Here is a 19388-nt window from a genome sequence, read left to right as displayed (position 1 = left end):
GTCTTCTACTCTATCGACATGGAAAGAGTTTCACAATTGGCCCGTATGGGTTTGTTTGACGCGAAAGTACCGCGTTACACAAGTTATCCAACCGCGCCGCATTTCAACGCAGACGTGACGCCTGCTGTATTTCAAAACTGGATCTCGCAAATACCTGCGGGGAGCCAGATCTCATTGTATTTGCACATCCCATTTTGCCGCCGCCTCTGTTGGTTTTGCGCATGTCGAACACAAGGCACAAAATCCATAGACCCAGTCCGCGTATATGTTGAAATTCTAAAACAAGAACTTCAACTCTTGGCAGAACATCTACCATCAGAAATCTCTCTAAGCCGTTTGCATTGGGGCGGGGGGACGCCAACCTTGCTAGATGCCGAAATGATCACCAGCCTTGCTTGCGCGATCACTCAAATCCTCCCATTCGCTTCCGGCGCCGAGTTTTCTGTAGAAGTTGATCCAAATGAGATTGATGGTCATCGGGCAGAAGCGCTTGCAAAAGCAGGGATGACTCGCGTTTCTATTGGCGTGCAGGATTTTGACCCTGAAATTCAAGAAACAATCGGGCGGCCGCAAAGCTATGCGATCACACAGCAGGCCGTGAAACTGTTGCGCGCACAAGGTGTCACAAGCTTAAACGCAGATATTTTATATGGCCTCCCCCATCAAACTGCGCCCCGCGTTGCGGACAGTGTACAAAAATTGCTCTCGTTAAACCCGGATCGTGTCGCTCTTTATGGTTATGCGCATGTGCCTTGGATGGCACGCCGCCAAACAATGATCCCCTCGAACAGCTTACCAACCCCAGAAGCACGGCTGCAACTGTTTGAGACCGCGAGGCAATTGTTTACCTTAGATGGATACGATGAGGTCGGCATCGATCATTTCGCCCGTCCAGGCGACGGCCTGTCTGTTGCGCAAAAAGCTGGCCGACTGCGCAGAAACTTTCAAGGGTATACTGATGACACCAGTGAAGTTCTGATTGGTCTTGGGGCTTCTTCGATCTCGCGTTTTCCACAAGGCTACGCACAAAACACCGCTGCAACCTCTGCCTATAATTCAGCAATAAAAACCCAAAACTTCGCAACGGCCCGTGGCCATATTTATCAAGAAGACGATGCTTGGCGCGGGCGCCTTATCGAAATGCTCATGTGCGATTTTCGCGTTGATCAACATATATTAGCAGAGGCATTTCCCGCGCACCAACTCCAAATCGAAACACTACTCGGCCAACTTTCAAATAGGTTCGAAGGGATGGTTGAGCGAACGCCCCAATCATTCATCATTCTTCCAGAAGGTCGACCTCTGACACGCGTTATTGCGCGCGCCTGTGATACTTATGAGCTGAGCAAAGCAGGTCATAGCGCTGCGATATAAACACCATCGAAACCATGCACTTCACCGCGGGCGCTCTCTCCTCGCCCAACCTAACAAAGGTGCCGTGACACCAATCACGGCATCAGTGAGAGCAGACGCGCTATCCTGCTTTTACCGCAGACAATAACTGCCGCGTGTAATCTTGTTTTGGCTCGCGAAAGATTGCCTCAGCTAAGCCGGTCTCGACCACATCGCCTTGTTTCATCACCATAATTCTGTGAGACATAGCGCGTACAACATTCAAATCATGGCTAATAAACAAATAGGCCAGCCCATAACGTTTCTGCAAATCACGTAGCAAATCCACGATTTGCACCTGCACGGTCATGTCCAAAGCTGATGTCGGCTCATCCAATACGACAAGCTTTGGCCGAAGCACCATCGCCCGTGCAATTGCAATTCTCTGGCGCTGGCCCCCCGAAAATTCATGAGGATATCTATCCATTGCAGCGGGATCGAGTCCGACCTCTTCCAACACTTCTGCAACGAGACCACGGCTATCACGTCCCTCGCCAACCTCGTGAATAGACAGGCCTTCTGCAATGATCTGCGCGCAAGTCATCCGGGGGCTAAGCGCACCAAAGGGGTCTTGAAAGACAATTTGCATATCTTTGCGCAGACCTCGTAGGTCTTTAGTGGACCACTGCCGTAAATCTTGCCCATGGAACCGGACCGCGCCTTCAGACGCTATTAAACGCATAATCGCAAGCGCCATCGTCGTTTTGCCAGATCCCGATTCACCTACGATCCCCAAAGTCTCTCCAGCGCGCAAGCTCAACGAACAGGGATTTACGGCTTTGATATGCCCAACGGTACGACGCAGCAGACCTTTTTGAATCGGGAACCACACTTTCAGATCTTCGGTTGAAATGATCTCTTCCGCGCTACCAGACACAGGTTCTGGAAGACCTGATGGTTCAGCTGCCAAAAGCTTTTGCGTGTAAGGGTGCTGTGGGTTGGCGAAAATTTCAGTGGTTGGACCAGCCTCAACAATTTCACCATTTTTCATCACACAAACACGATCCGCAATACGGCGAACGATGTTGAGGTCGTGCGTGATAAACAACACCCCCATGCCTTCGCTCTCTTTCAGCTCGGCCAGAAGATCCAAGATCTGTGCCTGAATGGTAACGTCCAGCGCTGTTGTCGGCTCATCTGCAATCAGAATATCAGGCTTATTCGCCAAGGCCATCGCAATCATGACACGTTGACGCTGCCCCCCTGACAACTGATGCGGATAGGCGTTCAACCGGCTCTCTGCATCCCGAATTCCAACCTTCTCAAGCAGCTCCAGAATGCGTGCGCGTGCCTTTCCCCCAGCAAGCCCCTGATGCAAAGCAAGCGACTCTGCCAGCTGCTTTTCCAGCGTATGCAACGGGTTCAACGATGTCATCGGCTCTTGAAAGATAAATGAAATATCATTTCCACGTACCTGACGCAGATGGCGTTCATCTGCGCCAACCATTTCGGTGCCGTCGTATGTTACTGATCCACTAACTTGCGCGTTTTCCCCCAAGAGAGAGACAGTTGAAAGCGCGGAAACAGACTTGCCAGACCCGCTTTCGCCAACCAGCGCCACCGTTTCTCCACGATCGACCGCAAAAGACACGCCTTTCACAGCCTCCACCAATTGGCCATCCTGACGGAATGCCACTCGGAGATTGTTCACCTGCAACATCGCGCTCATGAGAAAGTCTTTCTGGGGTCAAAGGCGTCACGCACGCCTTCAAAAATGAAGACCAGAAGCGACAACATGATGGCAAAGGTAAAGAAGGCCGTAAAGGCCAGCCACGGTGCTTGTAGGTTTTGTTTGGCCTGCAACGTCAACTCACCCAAAGAAGGTGCCGACGACGGAAGACCAAAACCAAGGAAGTCCAAGCTCGCTAACGTGCCAATGGTTCCGGTCACGATAAAAGGTAGCATCGTCACTGTCGCCACCATCGCGTTTGGCAGCATATGGCGGAACATAATTGTCATATTCCCTACTCCCAAGGCTTTGGCAGCGCGGACATATTCTAAATTGCGCGCACGCAGAAATTCGGCCCGTACAACGCCAACCAGGGCGGTCCAGCCAAAGAGAATGGTCAAAACCACCAGCAGCCAGAAACTTCGCCCCAAGATCGCAAAAAGAATGATGATGACATACAGGGACGGCGTAGAGGACCAAATTTCGATAATCCGTTGAAAAATCAGATCCAGCCAACCGCCAAAATAACCTTGAACTGCGCCTGCAAGAATGCCGATGACCGTCGCGGCCAGCGTCACCATCAGTGTAAAGACAATTGATAGGCGGAACCCATGGATAACACGCGCTAAAACATCACGTTTGCGGTCATCCGTGCCGAGCCAGTTCTGGCCATTGGGGGGAAGAGGCGCAGCACCTGGACGATCGACAGCCGTATCAAACGAATAAGGAATTAAAGGCCACAGAGCCCAGCCTTTTTCAAAACCCACCGCGCTATATTCATCTGCATCAATCGCTGCAAGAATACCTTCGGGGTCGTCAAAACAGTCTTCGATCCCCCCGGATGCGATCAGACATTGCACTTCGGGGTCGTCATATTGCGCTTCCGTCTCGAAATCCCCGCCAAAGGTGGTTTCAGGGTATGACGTTAGGACCGGCACATAAAATTCACCTCGGTAATTCACCAAAAACGGTTTGTCATTGGCCAACACATCGGCAAAGAGCGTCAGGCCAAAAAGCACGCCAAAGATCCAAAGCGACCAATAAGCACGACGGTTGTTACAAAAATTACGCCAGCGGCGCTGATTCAGCGGTGACATGGATTTACCCCTCCCGCTTTTCAAAATCGATGCGCGGATCAACCAGCACATACATCAGATCTGAGATAATTCCGACGACCAACCCCATCAAGCCAAAGATAAACAAAGTCCCAAAGACAACTGGGTAATCACGGGCCACAGCCGCCTCAAAGCCCAAGCGTCCCAGGCCATCCAGTGAAAAAATCGTCTCAATGATCAAACTGCCACCGAAAAAGACGCTGATAAACACTGCAGGAAACCCCGCAATCACAATCAACATCGCATTGCGGAACACATGGCCATAAAGCACACGATTTTCGCTCAACCCTTTGGCGCGGGCGGTCATAACATAGTGTTTTTTGATCTCATCCAGAAACGAGTTCTTCGTCAAAAGCGTCAATGTTGCGAAGCTTGCAACGGTTGATGCCAGAACCGGCAAGGTAATGTGCCATGCGTAATCTACGACTTTCCCCCATAGACTTAACTGATCAAAATTATCTGACGTCAGTCCACGCAAGGGGAACACTTGCCAATAGGATCCACCCGCAAATAGCACAAGTAAGAGAATCGCAAAAAGAAACCCTGGGATCGAATAGGCCGCAATGATCGCGCCCGACGTCCATGTATCGAACCGCGATCCATCACGCAGTGCTTTGCGAATCCCTAAGGGAATAGAGACCATATAAGCAATCAGCGTCGACCAGAGTCCAAGCGTAATAGAGACCGGCATTTTCTCAAGCACCAGATCTACCACGCCAATTTTGCGAAAGTAGCTTTCGCCAAAGTCGAGCCTGATATAGTTACCCAGCATCAAGAGAAAGCGCTCTAGTGGTGGCTTATCAAACCCGAACTCTTTCTCTAATTCAGCAATGAATTCGGGAGGGAGACCACGTGAACCAGCGTATTTTTCATCCCCGGCACCTATGCCGCCAAGATCATTTCCAAGATCTGGAGCGCCAGTTTCGCCTCCAGCAAAGCCCGCGAAAACATCACCTTGCCCTTCGACCTGGGCAATAATCTGTTCAATCGGCCCACCTGGAACAAACTGCACTAAGGTAAAGTTGACAACCATGATTCCCAGCAATGTTGGGATCACCAGTAATAAGCGTCGAAAGATATAGGCGGCCATCTTAGCGCAATACGCCTTTTGCTTTCAAATCGGCGGCTTTATCGGGATTAACCCACCACAGATCAAACCGCCCTAAGGCATAAGGTGGAAGAGTTTCAGGATGCTCATAGATGTCAAAGTAAGATACCCAATAGTTTGGCACATACCCATCAGGCACAACAAAGAATTCAAATCGCAACGCCCGATCCAACGCTTTTAGTGCCATATCCTGATCAACCTGATTGGCCGTATCAAACGACGCATTGATGATTGCGTCAACAAGAGGGCTCGCCAAGCCTGCAGGGTTAAAGAGGCTAAAGGAAGCTTCTTCTGACCCATACATCTGGCTCAAACCTTCCCCTGTCGACAAGAATGAACCATAGCTGCTTGAATGGATCATATCATAGTCACGATCGCGGCGGCGTGAGGTAAATTGCGATGGATCTACCTTTTCAGCCGTTGCGTCCACGCCAAGCGCCTGCAGATTTTGAACGTAAGTCTCGATCATGGTTGCGACTGAATTTGACTGATTCGATGGGTAGGGAATATTTACCTCAAGCGTCGCACCGCTCGCGTTCCGACGTAGCTTGTCCTCTCCAACACTCCATCCAGCGGCATCAAGCATCTTAGCCGCTTTCCGGAGATTGCGACGATCTCGCAAACGTTCTGGTTTGGACACATGGCTGGTGCGCACTGGTTCGTTCAGGAATTCTGCAGGGACAACATCACCAAGCGTCTCGAGAAACGTAAGTTCCTCCCCTTCTGGTAAGCCCGTCGCCTCTATTGGTGTCCCTTCAACAAATGAGCTGCGTTGCGTGTTCAAACCGAACATCAGCGATTCATTGACCCACTCAAAATTAAAGGCCAATGCCAGAGCTTCGCGCACAGACTTATCCGCAAATTGAGTTTTCCCAAGGTTAAACACAAATCCCGAAGGCGTAGGCGGGTTGCCGTTTGGCAGCTCTTTCTTAATCACATGGCCTTCCGCAAGATTTGGAAAATCATACCCCGAGGCCCAAACCTTTGGGTCTCCCTCTACACGAAAGGTATATTCTCCAGCCTTAAAGCCTTCAAAGGCAGCTGTTTGATCTGCAAAATACTCAACCCTAATCCGATCATAATTATGCCGACCAAGATTGATAGGTAGGTCTTTTGCCCAATAGTCTGCATTCCGTTTATAGGTGATACGACGATTGATATCATAATTATCCAGCTGGTATGGCCCAGACCCTAAGGCAACTTCAAGCCGCGGTTCATCCAAGCGACGCTCCGCATCTGCTTCGAACCATGCTTTTGAAAAAACTGGGGTGTTGCCGACGGTTTCGATCAAGCTTCTTCGTGACACCTCAGGGTTAAACGTAAATTTAACCGTCAGGTTATCCAACGCTTCCGCCTCAGGTACCATACGACTAACCGCCTGCGCATAGGAAGGCAGCCCTTGCGTCACAAAGAGCTTATGACTGTACACAACGTCATGGGCTGTCACCTGTGTACCATCCCAGAATTTTGCTTCGGGGCGCAAATGAAAGACGACATAGTTCCGGCCTTCATCGTATTCTAAACTCTTGGCCAACAGCCCATAATATTGTCCAACAGCGTCGTTGGTGGACTCTAATAAGCTGTCGTATTGGATGGTTGTCAAAACACCCGCACGACCTTTGCGTGAATAAGGGTTCAGGGAGTCAAAAGTCCCTGTTGTATTCAATGACAGCTCACCACCTTTAGGAGCATCAGGGTTCACATAATCAAAATGTGCAAAATCGGCTGCATAGTCTAAATTCCCGAAATAGGAATACCCGTGGGTTTTAACAATATTTTCCTCGGCCTGAGCAAAATCATTCGCAAACAGGGTGACCGCAAATGCGAAGAACAAGCTTTGTAATATACCATGTCGCAACAGGCTCTTGTTCGTCAAAGCAGTGCTACGAAATGGCATCATGTGCTCTTCCTCCGATATCATAGTTTCTTTCTAGCAAGATAACATCTCACTGACATTCTCCAATAAGAACAATTAGAAATTTAGAGATTATGAACCAAGTGTGAAGAAGTAGTCGCATTGACATGAAAAAGCCGCTGCCTCGGAGTGAGGCAACGGCTTGCTCAATTCTTCGCTCGAATGCTGGGATCAATTATCCAAGCTGTCGAGATACGCAATCAGGTTTGCGCGGTCTGTGTCTTTCTTAAGACCGGCAAAGCTCATAGAAGTGCCTGGTGCATATGAAGAAGGCTTTTTCAGGAATGCGTCCAGTTCTTCGGCTGTCCAGTTACCCGCAGGCAGTGCACCAGAGAAACCGAAACCAGCTGCCGCCGCGATATCACGCCCAACAACGCCATAAAGCGAAGGGCCTGTTGCATGGGCGCCGTCTTCCAGCTTGTGGCATGCGGAGCATTTTTTGAAAACCTTGGCCCCTTTACCAAGGTCAGCGGCTGCAAGGAGCTCTTCCAAGCTCACTTCTGGCGCTGCTTCTGCTCCACCTGCCTCTTCCACTTCGATCACATATGAAGCCTGACCGTGGCTATCCATGTGATAGATCTCCTTTGCGGCCCATTTGCCGAGCAGGAGAACAAGGAACGCGCCGCAAACGCCTGCGGTCGCTTTGGTAAGGGTCATCGTGTCAAACATGATCGCGAGTCCATCTAAACTGTCTGCATGGTTGTCTAAGGGTTCCCCTGCCAAGTGGCAAGGTATAGACAGCGTGACGAATTGTCCGAATACCTAAGTTTTGCATGGAAGACACGCCTATGACCCAAAAAATCGCGATTCAGGGGGAATTGGGATCGTATAGCCACGAAGCTTGTCGAATGGCGCGACCCGAAATGGAAGTTTTGCCGTGTCGCACCTTTGAAGATGCGATATCCGCTGTAAACACCGGCAAAGCCAGTCTAGCTATGCTGCCGGTCGAAAACTCTACCTATGGTCGGGTCGCCGACATCCACCGCTTACTCCCACATTCTGGGCTTCACATCATCGATGAAGCCTTTGTTCGGGTCCATATCAACGTTCTGGCCCTGCCCGGAGCCACATTGGAAGACATTAAAGAAGCTTACTCACATCTTGTCCTTCTGCCGCAATGTGCAAGCTTTTTAAGTGAACATAAAATCATCGGGCGCGTCAGTTCAGATAATGCCCGTGCTGCACGAGATGTGGCAGAGCGTGGTGATTCGGCTGTGGCCGCTCTCGCCAGCGAGCTCGCGGGGGAGATCTACGGGCTGCAAGTTCTTGCCAGACACATCGAAGATGAAGGTAATAATACCACGCGCTTTCTCACCATGTCGCCAACGCCGGATCACAGCAGGCGAAGTGCGGGAAAAATGATTACCACTTTCGTGTTTCAGGTCCGTAACATTCCAGCTGCGCTGTACAAAGCGCTCGGGGGATTCGCCACCAATGGAATCAACATGACGAAATTGGAAAGCTATATGGTCGACGGCTCTTTTACAGCGACGCGCTTTTATGCGGATATTGAAGGGCATCCAGATGATAAAAACGTACAACTTGCAATGGATGAGTTATCGTATTTCACCACGGATATTGAAATCCTAGGCGTCTATCCAGCAGCACAAGCACGCTAAAGAAAACACCCACCTTAGTGACAAGGTGGGTGTATTTAAGTGCTAAGCCATGTTGACTAATTTGCTTTCAATCAGTTCAACATATTCACTGATCCGTTGCGCATATTTTTGCGCTATTCGGCCGCGCGCCAATTTCATCGACTGCAATAGCAAACGTCCAGGCAATGTCTTCGCGCCAAGTGTTGTGCGCACCACGATACGTGTGCGCGATGGCGACAGCTCAATCAGCTCGATATCAAAGCGACCAGTGATACCACCACCATCTCCTTCGATCGCTATCAAAGTACTTGGTTCATACCCGACCAACTCCATGGTTGCATTGCGGTCTTTGCCACGCAGTTGGAACGAAATGTCCCACCCCATGCCAAGTTCGGCACCACCAGCGCCACCACGTCGCACAACATCTACGCCACGACGCGTCGCGGTCCGCTCGACCACCTCAAAGTCTGACAGCGCGCCAAAGACTTGCGCAATCGGAGCTTCCACGTCTTCCTGTGTTGAAAGATCCATTCTATCCTTCCACTCTCTGATTTGACCTAGGGTTACCTGAATTCAATAATCAATCCAAGGTATCCGAAAGCCAGTTATCAATTAGAAAACGTGCAATCGCACCCTTGCGTGCTGGTTTGATTTTTGGATGATCACCGGCAAAAGCCTGCATCATGTCCGATTTTGACACCCAAAGCGCATCTTCGATTTCGTTCGGATCAATGGTGATTTCTTCACTCAGCGCCTTACCAGCACATCCAAACATCAACGACATCGGGAAAGCCCAAGGCTGGCTGGCAAGATAAGAAACCGCACCAACTTTAACTCCGGCCTCTTCCCATACCTCACGGCGGACCGCAGCCTCAATGGTTTCCCCGGGCTCTACGAATCCCGCCAACAGCGAATACATCCCTTCTGGCCAATCAGGCGACCGGCCAACCAAAACACGATCTCCCTGTGTGATCAACATAATGACCACGGGATCCGTGCGTGGGAAGTGGCTTGCGCCGCAGTTCGAACATTTACGCTGCCAACCCGCCTCAATTAAATCGCTGGCTGTCCCGCATTTTGCACAAAACCCATGACTGCTGTGCCATGCCAACACGGCCTTCGCGGTGCTGGCGACTTCGGCTTCAAAAGGCGAAAGTGCGACCATCACCTGACGCAACTCCGCAAAACAAGCTATATCTGGAAGATCCGGGTGCTGTTGTTCGGTCCTATCCACAAAGCTGCCGAGGCTGCTTTGGTCAAATTCAGCGGGTGTCCAATCCTTTAATTCCACCGCAAACAGTCCTGCTCCACCCTCGGCAAGACCTAAAAAAACACTCTGATTGAACTGTCCAGCAACAAGTTCATGAGAACTCTCAAGCCACATAAGCTGATCGGATGGAGCCTCTGCATGACTGCGCTGCATCAGAGGCTTACCATGCCATACCAAAAGCACCTGTCCGCCTTGCTCCCAAAGCGCCTTTAAAGCAGATTCATCGCTGCGTAGGTGCGCGGCACGCATCAGTCCGCCGCCTCCAAATGTTACTGTCTCTGCGTGCAGCATCAGCCCACCTCTGGCATTCCTAGTTGCGACACCTCAGCGTCATTGCACTGTGTAGCACAAGCGCCCAATCGCAGCTTTTCATTTCTGATCCAAGCCTCTGAATTTATGACAAGCGTGTCCCAGCTACCAAAGGCGCACTCTGAAACCGGAAAATTTTACGAAACACTTACCGGAATTTCACCATCCACACAGCTAAGCGCGCGATCATTAGTGCACCTGCTCTTGTCAATGTTTGCGCGCTTAGCTATACGAGTGCTTGAGAGGTTGGCGCGGGCAGGCGCCTCGCCAACCTGGTCAGGTCCGGAAGGAAGCAGCCACAACGAGCCCCGCTTGGGTCGATGTCCAGCCTCTCACTTTTCAACAGTACATGTAAAACGCTACGATCTAGCCCAAATGCACTGTGTGTTCTGCAAACTGATATAATTTCAGTGGAGCCTCCTGCTATTTATCCAGTATAGGCAGTGCTATGTCGCTTACCTACTCAGATCTTGGCTGGACGCCTTTTTTCCAAAACCAACAAGATGCAGAAAACGCATTGGTTGCGTACCGTGTCTCAGCTGTCCATCGCAGCACCGTCACAGGCCTGTCACCGAAGGGCACCGCACGGCTGACACTGCCCCCTGAACAAATCACCAGCGGCTTTGCAGTCGGGGATTGGGTTCTCACAGATGACGATCTCCAGATTGTTAAGCTATTAGATCGACAAAGCACCCTGCGACGAAATTCCGCAGCGAGTGCAATGGGACGGCAGTTGATCGCCACCAATGTGGACACATTGATGATCACAACCTCCTGTAATGACGATTTCAATATTGCGCGGCTTGAACGCTATCTGGCCCTTGCCCACCAAGCTGGCTGCGAACCTGTTATTTTGCTGACCAAGGCTGATACCTGCAGTGATGCATCCGCCTATCGCGATCAGGCCGACGCGCTGTTGCTAGATCTGCAAGTGCTCGCAATCAATGCCCATGATCCCAAAGATATTGCTGCGCTTTTGGCCCTTTGCCCCAAAGGCAAGACCACTGCTCTGGTTGGCTCTTCGGGGGTTGGCAAAACAACACTGGCAAACGGGCTGACCCAACGCAGTGACGCAACAGCTGCGATTCGCGAAAGCGATGCTCGTGGTCGCCACACCACAACAGCCCGCCATTTACGCCAAATGACGAACGGCGGCTGGCTGATTGATACACCCGGAATGCGCGCTTTGCCTTTAAAAGGTGCAAGTGACGCAATCGAAGTGGTCTATTCTGAATTTCACGCCCTCGCACAGCATTGTAAATTTTCGGACTGCAAACATGAGGGAGAACCGGGATGCGCAGTACAAGCCGCGGTTGACGCAGGCGATTTGGATGAAAAGCGGTTTTTACGCTGGAAAAAGCTCTTACGTGAGGATGAATACAACTCCCTCAGCGCAGGCGAAGCCCGTCGTAAAGACAAACATTTCAACAAAATGGCACGCCCCGCCACACGGGGAAAAAAGCGCAAACGCCGCTAACATGGGTGCAACAGCAGTGGACGCGCCATGCTTGCTCCCATAGGTTAGCATATGTGGTCTACGCCGCACCAACGCTCCTAAAGATCCGGTAGCTTTTCATGACTGACACGACCTCTGCCTATCAAGTTCTTGCACGTAAATACCGTCCTGAAACCTTTGCAGATCTGGTTGGGCAGGACGCGATGGTACGGACGCTGAAAAACGCTTTTGCAGCCGATCGGATTGCGCAGGCCTTTATCATGACTGGCATCCGCGGCACCGGTAAAACCACCACTGCCCGTATCATTGCCAAAGGTATGAATTGCATCGGGGAAGACGGTACAGGCGGTCCAACCACAGAACCCTGCGGCAAATGCGAACATTGCACCGCAATCATGGAAGGACGCCATGTCGATGTGCTTGAAATGGATGCTGCATCACGCACAGGTGTGAATGATATCCGCGAAATCATCGATTCGGTCCAATATCGTGCAGCTTCAGCGAGATATAAAATTTATATCATCGACGAAGTTCACATGCTGTCGACCAGCGCATTTAATGCGCTCCTCAAGACACTGGAAGAACCTCCCGCGCATGTGAAATTTATCTTTGCGACCACCGAAATCCGCAAAGTTCCTGTCACGGTTCTATCACGCTGCCAACGTTTTGATCTGCGCCGCATCGAACCTGAAGTGATGATTGGACTGTTGCAGAAAATAGCAACTGAAGAACGGGCCGCTATTGCAGAAGATGCACTCGCCCTGATCACACGTGCCGCAGAAGGGTCAGCACGAGACGCAACCTCTTTGCTGGATCAGGCGATTTCCCATGGCGCCGGTGAAACGACAGCCGATCAAGTTCGCGCCATGTTGGGTCTTGCAGATCGGGGTCGGGTTCTGGATCTGATCGACATGATTTTACGCGGCGACGCAGCGGCGGCTTTGACGGAGTTGAGCAGCCAATATGCAGAAGGGGCAGACCCGTTAGCTGTCCTGCGCGATCTGGCTGAGATCACCCATTGGGTTTCCGTCGTAAAAATTACGCCCGACGCCGCAGAAGATCCGACCATTTCACCCGATGAACGCGCGCGTGGCCAGCAAATGGCGGAAGCGCTGCCAATGCGTGTTCTAACCCGGATGTGGCAGATGCTCCTGAAGGCTTTGGAAGAGGTAGCAGCCGCTCCAAATGCAATGATGGCAGCTGAGATGGCCGTTATTCGCCTCACCCATGTGGCAGATTTACCAAGCCCCGAAGAGTTGCTCCGCAAGCTCCAAGATATGCCGCCCCCCCCACCAAATCCAGGCGGTGGCCATCAGATGCCCGGGGCAATGCCCCCTGCCTCCAGTGGCAACAACACATATACGCCGCCTGTCAGCGCACCACAAACTGGACCAAAAGGATCCAATGCTCCCCAACATCGCATGCAAAGTGGCGCAGGAGCCAATACCATGCTGGCGCGGGATGTGGACCAAGCACTGGCGCGCTACCCAAGCTTTGAACATGTAGTTGAACTGATCCGCAACCGCCGGGATGTAAAGCTATTGGTGGAAGTCGAAGGCAGCATTCGGCTTGCATCTTATCAGCCCGGACGCATCGAATTTACCCCAACCGATAACGCACCACGTGATTTAGCCGCACGCCTGGGCACTGCCTTGCAAAACTGGACAGGCAATCGCTGGGTGGTTTCGATCGTCAGCGGCTGTTCTGCAGAAACAATCGCGGAAGTTCGAGATGCAGCCGACAATGCACTTAAAATTGAAGCACGGGCGCACCCCTTAGTACAGGCCATTTTCGAAGCTTTCCCCAAAGCTCGTATAAAACAGATACGCACCGCCCAAGATCTGGCTGCAGAGGTGGAGGCGGAAGCTCTGCCCGAAGTTGAGGATGAATGGGACCCATTTGAGGAAGACTAGAACCGGTCAAACCTTCGACAAAGGCCGTACGCCATGCCCCTTGTCTGGTAGCGGTATGCTGCGTATCTAGCCTGCAACGACGTCACTCAGGAGACAAAAGACATGTTAAAAGGCCTTGGTGGTCTTGGCGATATGGCCAAGATGATGAAATCAGCGCAGGAACTGCAGGGCAAAATGACCCAGATGCAGGAAGACCTGCACAATATCATGGTGACTGGTGAAGCAGGTGCTGGCCTTGTCAAAGCAACTGCTTCCGCCAAAGGGGATTTGAAAGCTCTGGACATCGATCCGTCCATTTTCAATGGCGATGACAAAGAAGTCGTCGAAGATCTCATTCTCGCAGCAATCAAAGATGCTCAGGCCAAAGCCGCAAATAAGGCGCAAGCCGAAATGAAAGCCCTGACAGAATCCATGGGCCTTCCCGCAGACATGAAGCTGCCTTTCTGATATCTCTGCGACATAAGTAATGACAGTAAACAATGCGGGCCCATCGCCCGCATTTTGTTTATACACCGTCCGCACGCGATGCCTATAAAAGACCACACCAGAAATTAGGTGCCTATGATGAGCCAGTCCTCCACCAGCCAGATCGAACATCTGATCGCATTGATGGCAAAGCTTCCCGGTCTGGGCCCACGTTCTGCGCGCCGTGTTGTGCTTCATCTGATCCGCAAACGCGCACAACTCTTAACGCCGCTTGCGGCCGCTTTGACAGATGTTGCCAATTCTGCACGCGAATGCCTGAACTGTGGGAATGTTGGTACCGATGACATCTGCGCCATCTGCGGCGACGAGCGCCGTAAAAACGGTGAAATTTGTGTGGTCGAAGATGTTTCAGATCTCTGGGCGATGGAACGTGCTGGACAATTCAAAGGGCGTTACCATGTACTTGGCGGCACACTCTCTGCCCTAGACGCGGTTGGGCCAGAAGACCTGCGTATTCCAAGGTTGATCGATCGTGTCGCAACTGAAGAGGTTCAGGAGGTGATCCTAGCCCTGAACACCACCATCGATGGACAAACGACAGCTCACTATATTGCTGACCAACTCGGTGATAACGTCACCATCACGTCACTTGCGCAGGGCGTCCCGATTGGTGGAGAGTTAGATTATCTCGACGATGGTACAATTGGAGCTGCACTCAAAGCGCGTAAACCGTTTTAGTGTCAGCCAGACCGCTATCTGGCCAATGTCTTTTGCATCTCCAAACAGGATTGCTGCCCACAAGATGTTTCACCGCCCGTTTGCGCCCAGCCTTGCGACAGGTAAAATGGCAATCCGGTTTTCGTCGCATTTAATTTAGCCGTTTCAACACCACTGTGGAGCATTTCGCTTTCAAGGTGTGACAGTAAAGTTTTACCAACGCCCCGCCCAACAGCAGTGGGTTGCAGATACAGCAACGTGATCTCTTCACGTCTTAAGCCGCCTACACCCAAAAGCGTAGATGCGTCTTCACAGACCCATATGTCTGCACCGCTCTCCAACCAAGCCAGAACGTGATCAGGTGACTTATTCGCGCACCAATCCGCAATCTTTGCTGCATCACCCTGATGATCGAGATAGCAAAGCTCTTTGATTGAACGGATAAGCACGCGGCTAATATCGCCAGAATCAGACAGTACTGCTCTACGAAACGTCTCGTTGCCGCGGATAGAACCACTCATCTCGCTTCCCTTGTATCACACCTCATCAGAGCCATGATCTGGTGCCTGACCAGAAAGCGCTTTGTAGGGGCGTGTTACATCTTTCAAACTGACGTCCAAAGCTTCAACAGACAGTCGTAAAGCGCCATCGCCAGCGAGGGTCAACAGAATATGCCCGACACCGTCATCACCCGGCTCAAACGTTACTGACATGAGAGACAAGATCGTATCTTTTTCACTGCGATCGATCCCCTGAGAAGACACCGAGAGCACGTTGTCAACCACAAGCATGGACTGCACCCGCTCAAAGGCCCGCCCCCGTGCTTGCGCAGCAGATTTATCCTCCCAACGGAACCGGTTCAGCAACACCGCAAACCGGTGCTGCTTTACCTGCCAGCGCATTTCAGTGATCGGAAAAATTGCATCCTGCGCCAAAGACGAAAGGACAACTAGATCCTCTGCCTCCAACGCACCAAGGTTTAAAGGAGCCTCTCGCCCATCTTCAAAACGCGCGTCTGTCATCACTCTTCCCGAATTCGTTCGATTTTTGCACCAACACCTGAAAGCTTGCGCACAACATGTTCATAGCCGCGATCCAAATGATACACTCGGCTCACACGGGTTTCACCTTCGGCCGCAAGGCCAGCCAGGATTAAAGATACCGAAGCACGCAAATCTGTTGCCATTACGGGCGCACCCTTTAACCGCTCCACACCAGTAACGGTCGCGGTGCCACCAGACACGTCGATCTGTGCGCCCATGCGCATCAGTTCAGGAGCATGCATGAAACGGTTTTCAAAGATCTTTTCCTCAAGAACGGACACCCCATCCGCCGTGCACAAAAGCGCCATCATCTGTGCTTGCAGATCAGTTGGGAAACCCGGGAAAGGCTCGGTGACAACATCAACAGCCGCAACACGCGCTCCGCGACGCGAAACCTTTAAACCTGCCTCAGTCTCCACAACAGAGATCCCCGCCTGATCAAGCTTTTCAACAAAAGCTCCGATCAAATCGATGCGTCCGCCAAGCAGCTCTACTTCGCCACCGCAAATCGCTGGTGCAAGCATATAAGTGCCCAGCTCAATACGATCTGTTACCACAGGATGAGTCGCACCGTTCAGGCGATCAACCCCTTCAACAGTAATCACAGAGGTACCATCACCGGAAATCTGCGCCCCCATTCGACGCAAACAATCAGCCAGATCAACGATTTCTGGCTCACGCGCGGCATTGCGAATTATGGTCGTCCCTTTTGCCAATGTGGCGGCCATCAACACGTTTTCAGTCGCACCAACTGACACAATCGGAAACTCTACTACGCCACCTTGCAAACGCCCTTGTGGCGCTTTTGCATGAACGTAACCATCTTTCAGCTCCATCTCAGCCCCAAGCGATTCCAGTGCTTTGAGGTGCAGATCAACTGGGCGTGCGCCAATTGCACAGCCGCCAGGTAGTGAAACAACCGCATGGCCATCGCGTGCCAGCATGGGTCCTAGAACAAGGATAGAAGCCCGCATTTTTCGCACGATATCATATTCTGCGGTATGATTATTAATATCATGGCTCGACATCGCGATGACTTTACCATCCTGCAAGCTAGAAACTTCAGCTCCCAGTGACTGCAGCAAAGTTGTCATCGTCCGAATATCACTCAAACGCGGCGCATTTGTTAGCGTCAGCGGCTCTTCGGTCAAAAGCGTTGCAGGCATCAAAGTCAAACAGGCATTCTTGGCACCTGCAATGTCAATCTGCCCATTTAAAGGGCCATTGCCCGTTACCAGAATCGAATCCATCTAGTCGTCCCTCTCAGACTTACCTGTCTGTTCCTCATCTTGTTGCGCGCGCGCTTTCGCTTGCGCCTTACGCCGCGCCATATTTGCTTTTAAGGCCGCCTTCAATCGATCTTCACGAGAAGCGGCCGTCCCCTGCTTTTTTGGTGTTTTCTGATCTACCATGGAACTTCTGTACCTGAGAGTGAAAAAACCGTCCAGATTGCTCTTGCACCCCTACACATTTATGCCTAAAAGCCCCCTCACCGGCGCTGCTGTAGCTCAGAGGTAGAGCACTCCCTTGGTAAGGGAGAGGTCGAGAGTTCAATTCTCTCCAGCAGCACCATCTTTAAAATTACCCTGTAAAACCATATCTAAAGCCTTGAAAGGCAACGATATTTCGGGAGTTCTAGCACCCTCGTTTCGGTGGTAGGCAAAAGGCGATGTAAACGCCAATCTCAACAACAATCTACGCGATGTGATATTGCCGCTTTCCCAGAGTTTCCAAGGGCTTGATAGGAACTTTAGGGAGAGTTCTAGCACCTCTTCCAGCCTCCCTTGTGGTGGGCGTTGGTAATTGAGCTTGTCCTGCAATCTGATCTTGGATTTTTCCAAACTCGCGATCTTATCTTCATAGGCTCCAATCACGGTGTCATTGGTTGCCGACATGATCCGCCCCAAGAGTGATTCAATCTGTTTCTCAACCTCAGTGATTTGACGCTTCACCGATGTGCTGGCCTGCTTCATCTGCTCATCCCGTGCACTCCACGCATTGTGGAACATAGCCTTAGCCAGAGCCAACATGGACGGGCTGGGCTGCAAACTCTTCACAACCTCACCAAATGCCCCTTCCAACTTGTCACGCGGAATAGACTTGCCGGAGCAGGAACATGATTTGTTCTGGCAGAGATAATACGGGTAACGCTTGTATTTGCCTTTTGACCAAGACGAGCGCAGCGGCACGCCACATTCCCCACAGGTCACAAACCCACGCAGCGCGAAATCGTCACCGATATTCTTGCGTGCAGGCGCGAGGGCCGTTCCTTTGATACGCTGTTGTACCTTGTCGAAGGTCTCCAATGAAATCAGGGCTTCATGCTGCCCTTTGAGCCACTCCAGCTCGTATGTCTCGCTGCAAATATATCCCGAATAAAGTGGCTGGTTGAAAATATCGTCCACGCGCTGCTGGCGGATCTCACCATGTTTGCTGCGCGGGAAATCTGGGTGGGACTCAAAGAAGCGCCTTACCTCAGAGCGGCTGCGAAAACGTCCCATCGCAAAACCTTCAAAGGCCTCTTTCACAACACTGGCCATTGGTTCATCCAAGATCAGTAGCTTGCCGTGGCCTTTGACGGTCTTGTAGCGATAGCCAACAGGCGCAGTATGCACCCAATAGCCATTTTGCATGCGCGCTTTCATCTTTTGCGCCACCTGCCGCCCGTTCTGTTTGCGCTCTAACGCGCCTTGGGCGGCCATGATGGTTTCAATGAACTCACCCTCAGGCGTGTCATCGAATTTGAAGTTCAGACATTCGATGCTTGCCCCGCGTTTGCGGAAAGCTTCGCGCAGATCGAGGTGGAACCGTGTGTCACGGGCAAAGCGCTTCAAGTCATCAAAAATCACCACAAAGCGCTGATCTGGTTGTGCATCAAGGAAAGACAGCAACGCCATCATGCCTGGGCGTTTCATAAAGTCGCCGCCGCCTGTGATCGTGTCTGGAAAAACCGCCGTAACCTCATAGCCCTTGTTGGCCGCGTACTCACGGCAACGGGTCTCTTGGGACTGCAAGCCATGCCCCTCGGCCTCCTGCGCCCGCGAGGAGACGCGGCAATAGATGATAGCGTGTTGTTTTGTCTGCATTAAAGACTCCCTCCTCGTTGCGCAGCGTCAAAGATGCGCGTTAGTTTTGAACTTTGATTGGTGGTCTGATCTGAGTTTACCACATCAGCAGCAGGCAATTGTGCAAGAGAAACATCTTGTCCCCCGTTTTGTTTTGAAATGGCCTGCTGGACAGGGTGAATGCCAAAGCCCAGATCAACAAAGCTGACCATGATCGTCCACAGAGCTTCGATCATTTCGCGCTTTTCTTCTTCAGAAATATCTTCGCTTTCGAAGAATGGCAGATACGCGTCCCAGTCGATAGTCAGGCGCGGAGGCGCGGTTTCGGGATTAAATTCTGGTGGCACATTTGTTGGTGCGGGGGCCATGCCAATGCTCCTTTCGTTAAATTG

At 51.5% G+C, this 19388-nt stretch carries 18 protein-coding genes, 1 tRNA gene and 1 other RNA gene; 8 read left to right on the top strand and 12 right to left on the bottom strand.

Translation table 11 applies throughout. The annotated features are described in order from the left end of the window. Window positions 1–18 precede the first annotated feature (18 nt). Window positions 19–1374, top strand: coding sequence for an oxygen-independent coproporphyrinogen III oxidase (gene hemN, locus BLP79_RS00590; RefSeq protein ID WP_090214688.1), 1356 nt, complete (start codon window positions 19–21; stop codon window positions 1372–1374). A 100-nt stretch (window positions 1375–1474) separates the two neighbouring features. Here hemN and BLP79_RS00585 read toward each other — a convergent pair whose 3' ends face one another. The 5 genes from BLP79_RS00585 to BLP79_RS00565 form a co-directional block, all read right to left on the bottom strand. Then, entirely contained in the window at window positions 1475–3061 is a 1587-nt protein-coding gene (locus BLP79_RS00585) for an ABC transporter ATP-binding protein (RefSeq protein WP_090214685.1), read from the bottom strand. Continuing rightward, complete coding sequence (locus tag BLP79_RS00580) at window positions 3058–4209, bottom strand: ABC transporter permease (protein WP_090214682.1); 1152 nt, start codon at window positions 4207–4209, stop codon at window positions 3058–3060. The genes BLP79_RS00585 and BLP79_RS00580 overlap by 4 nt, the downstream gene beginning before the upstream one ends. Then, window positions 4163–5266: a microcin C ABC transporter permease YejB gene (locus tag BLP79_RS00575; RefSeq protein WP_090214679.1), complete on the bottom strand. Its 1104-nt coding sequence runs from the start codon at window positions 5264–5266 to the stop codon at window positions 4163–4165. The genes BLP79_RS00580 and BLP79_RS00575 overlap by 47 nt, the downstream gene beginning before the upstream one ends. 1 nt (window position 5267) lies before the next feature. Next, window positions 5268–7184 carry an extracellular solute-binding protein gene (locus tag BLP79_RS00570; RefSeq protein WP_232716349.1) on the bottom strand — a complete coding sequence of 639 codons (1917 nt, stop codon included), beginning with the start codon at window positions 7182–7184 and terminating at the stop codon, window positions 5268–5270. Between the two features lie 186 nt (window positions 7185–7370). Then, the gene (locus tag BLP79_RS00565) at window positions 7371–7868 is read right to left on the bottom strand and encodes a c-type cytochrome (RefSeq protein ID WP_090214677.1); all 498 of its coding nucleotides are present in this window, start codon (window positions 7866–7868) and stop codon (window positions 7371–7373) included. Window positions 7869–7987: 119 nt separating this feature from the next. Between BLP79_RS00565 and BLP79_RS00560 the strand changes: the two genes are divergently transcribed. After that, entirely contained in the window at window positions 7988–8818 is an 831-nt protein-coding gene (locus BLP79_RS00560; protein WP_090214675.1) for a prephenate dehydratase, read from the top strand. Between the two features lie 42 nt (window positions 8819–8860). On the opposite strand, the gene BLP79_RS00555 is transcribed toward BLP79_RS00560, so the two are convergent. Further along, entirely contained in the window at window positions 8861–9328 is a 468-nt protein-coding gene (locus tag BLP79_RS00555) for an SRPBCC family protein (protein WP_090214673.1), read from the bottom strand. A 49-nt stretch (window positions 9329–9377) separates the two neighbouring features. Further along, window positions 9378–10358 (bottom strand): NAD(+) diphosphatase, encoded by a 981-nt coding sequence (gene nudC, locus BLP79_RS00550; RefSeq protein ID WP_090214670.1) that lies wholly within the window; start codon window positions 10356–10358, stop codon window positions 9378–9380. Window positions 10359–10615: 257 nt separating this feature from the next. Here nudC and ffs point away from each other — a divergent pair. The 5 genes from ffs to recR all read left to right on the top strand — a co-directional run bounded on the left by ffs (window position 10616) and on the right by recR (window position 14909). Beyond that, window positions 10616–10714, top strand: an RNA gene (ffs, locus tag BLP79_RS00545) — signal recognition particle sRNA small type. Window positions 10715–10824: 110 nt separating this feature from the next. Next, window positions 10825–11853: a ribosome small subunit-dependent GTPase A gene (gene rsgA, locus BLP79_RS00540; RefSeq protein ID WP_090214668.1), complete on the top strand. Its 1029-nt coding sequence runs from the start codon at window positions 10825–10827 to the stop codon at window positions 11851–11853. A 98-nt stretch (window positions 11854–11951) separates the two neighbouring features. After that, complete coding sequence (locus BLP79_RS00535; protein ID WP_090214665.1) at window positions 11952–13745, top strand: DNA polymerase III subunit gamma/tau; 1794 nt, start codon at window positions 11952–11954, stop codon at window positions 13743–13745. Between the two features lie 102 nt (window positions 13746–13847). Then, on the top strand, window positions 13848–14192 hold the full coding sequence (locus BLP79_RS00530; RefSeq protein WP_090214664.1) for a YbaB/EbfC family nucleoid-associated protein: 345 nt from the start codon (window positions 13848–13850) through the stop codon (window positions 14190–14192). Window positions 14193–14309: 117 nt separating this feature from the next. After that, window positions 14310–14909 (top strand): recombination mediator RecR, encoded by a 600-nt coding sequence (recR, locus tag BLP79_RS00525; protein ID WP_090214661.1) that lies wholly within the window; start codon window positions 14310–14312, stop codon window positions 14907–14909. Between the two features lie 14 nt (window positions 14910–14923). Here recR and BLP79_RS00520 read toward each other — a convergent pair whose 3' ends face one another. The 3 genes from BLP79_RS00520 to murA are packed head-to-tail and all read right to left on the bottom strand — an operon-like array spanning window position 14924 to window position 17181. After that, window positions 14924–15409 (bottom strand): GNAT family N-acetyltransferase, encoded by a 486-nt coding sequence (locus BLP79_RS00520; protein WP_090214658.1) that lies wholly within the window; start codon window positions 15407–15409, stop codon window positions 14924–14926. Window positions 15410–15424: 15 nt separating this feature from the next. Then, complete coding sequence (locus BLP79_RS00515) at window positions 15425–15910, bottom strand: DUF2948 family protein (protein ID WP_090214656.1); 486 nt, start codon at window positions 15908–15910, stop codon at window positions 15425–15427. Beyond that, window positions 15910–17181 (bottom strand): UDP-N-acetylglucosamine 1-carboxyvinyltransferase, encoded by a 1272-nt coding sequence (murA, locus tag BLP79_RS00510; protein ID WP_090214652.1) that lies wholly within the window; start codon window positions 17179–17181, stop codon window positions 15910–15912. The genes BLP79_RS00515 and murA overlap by 1 nt, the downstream gene beginning before the upstream one ends. Window positions 17182–17428: 247 nt before the next feature. On the opposite strand from murA, the gene BLP79_RS00505 reads away from it, so the two are divergent. Then, window positions 17429–17503, top strand: a tRNA-Thr gene (locus BLP79_RS00505). On the opposite strand, the gene BLP79_RS00500 is transcribed toward BLP79_RS00505, so the two are convergent. Then, window positions 17482–19017 (bottom strand): recombinase family protein, encoded by a 1536-nt coding sequence (locus BLP79_RS00500; RefSeq protein WP_090214649.1) that lies wholly within the window; start codon window positions 19015–19017, stop codon window positions 17482–17484. The genes BLP79_RS00505 and BLP79_RS00500 overlap by 22 nt on opposite strands. Beyond that, the gene (locus BLP79_RS00495; RefSeq protein WP_139163151.1) at window positions 19017–19364 is read right to left on the bottom strand and encodes a hypothetical protein; all 348 of its coding nucleotides are present in this window, start codon (window positions 19362–19364) and stop codon (window positions 19017–19019) included. The genes BLP79_RS00500 and BLP79_RS00495 overlap by 1 nt, the downstream gene beginning before the upstream one ends. Between the last annotated feature and the right edge of the window lie 24 nt (window positions 19365–19388).

Origin of the sequence: Epibacterium ulvae (assembly GCF_900102795.1) — a bacterium.
GTDB classification, from domain to species: Bacteria; Pseudomonadota; Alphaproteobacteria; order Rhodobacterales; family Rhodobacteraceae; genus Epibacterium; species Epibacterium ulvae.
Note: the sequence above shows the minus strand (reverse complement) of the source record. Positions and strands in the feature narration are given on the sequence as shown.

Bases quoted from the DNA above. Each gene is read 5' to 3' on its own strand.
- hemN (WP_090214688.1), top strand. From the start codon at position 19: ATGGAAAGAGTTTCACAATTGGCCCGTATGGGTTTGTTTGACGCGAAA.
- BLP79_RS00585 (WP_090214685.1), bottom strand. From the start codon at position 3,061: ATGAGCGCGATGTTGCAGGTGAACAATCTCCGAGTGGCATTCCGTCAG.
- BLP79_RS00580 (WP_090214682.1), bottom strand. From the start codon at position 4,209: ATGTGCTGGTTGATCCGCGCATCGATTTTGAAAAGCGGGAGGGGTAAA.
- BLP79_RS00575 (WP_090214679.1), bottom strand. From the start codon at position 5,266: ATGGCCGCCTATATCTTTCGACGCTTATTACTGGTGATCCCAACATTG.
- BLP79_RS00570 (WP_232716349.1), bottom strand. From the start codon at position 7,184: ATGATGCCATTTCGTAGCACTGCTTTGACGAACAAGAGCCTGTTGCGA.
- BLP79_RS00565 (WP_090214677.1), bottom strand. From the start codon at position 7,868: ATGTTTGACACGATGACCCTTACCAAAGCGACCGCAGGCGTTTGCGGC.
- BLP79_RS00560 (WP_090214675.1), top strand. From the start codon at position 7,988: ATGACCCAAAAAATCGCGATTCAGGGGGAATTGGGATCGTATAGCCAC.
- BLP79_RS00555 (WP_090214673.1), bottom strand. From the start codon at position 9,328: ATGGATCTTTCAACACAGGAAGACGTGGAAGCTCCGATTGCGCAAGTC.
- nudC (WP_090214670.1), bottom strand. From the start codon at position 10,358: ATGCTGCACGCAGAGACAGTAACATTTGGAGGCGGCGGACTGATGCGT.
- rsgA (WP_090214668.1), top strand. From the start codon at position 10,825: ATGTCGCTTACCTACTCAGATCTTGGCTGGACGCCTTTTTTCCAAAAC.
- BLP79_RS00535 (WP_090214665.1), top strand. From the start codon at position 11,952: ATGACTGACACGACCTCTGCCTATCAAGTTCTTGCACGTAAATACCGT.
- BLP79_RS00530 (WP_090214664.1), top strand. From the start codon at position 13,848: ATGTTAAAAGGCCTTGGTGGTCTTGGCGATATGGCCAAGATGATGAAA.
- recR (WP_090214661.1), top strand. From the start codon at position 14,310: ATGAGCCAGTCCTCCACCAGCCAGATCGAACATCTGATCGCATTGATG.
- BLP79_RS00520 (WP_090214658.1), bottom strand. From the start codon at position 15,409: ATGAGTGGTTCTATCCGCGGCAACGAGACGTTTCGTAGAGCAGTACTG.
- BLP79_RS00515 (WP_090214656.1), bottom strand. From the start codon at position 15,910: ATGACAGACGCGCGTTTTGAAGATGGGCGAGAGGCTCCTTTAAACCTT.
- murA (WP_090214652.1), bottom strand. From the start codon at position 17,181: ATGGATTCGATTCTGGTAACGGGCAATGGCCCTTTAAATGGGCAGATT.
- BLP79_RS00500 (WP_090214649.1), bottom strand. From the start codon at position 19,017: ATGCAGACAAAACAACACGCTATCATCTATTGCCGCGTCTCCTCGCGG.
- BLP79_RS00495 (WP_139163151.1), bottom strand. From the start codon at position 19,364: ATGGCCCCCGCACCAACAAATGTGCCACCAGAATTTAATCCCGAAACC.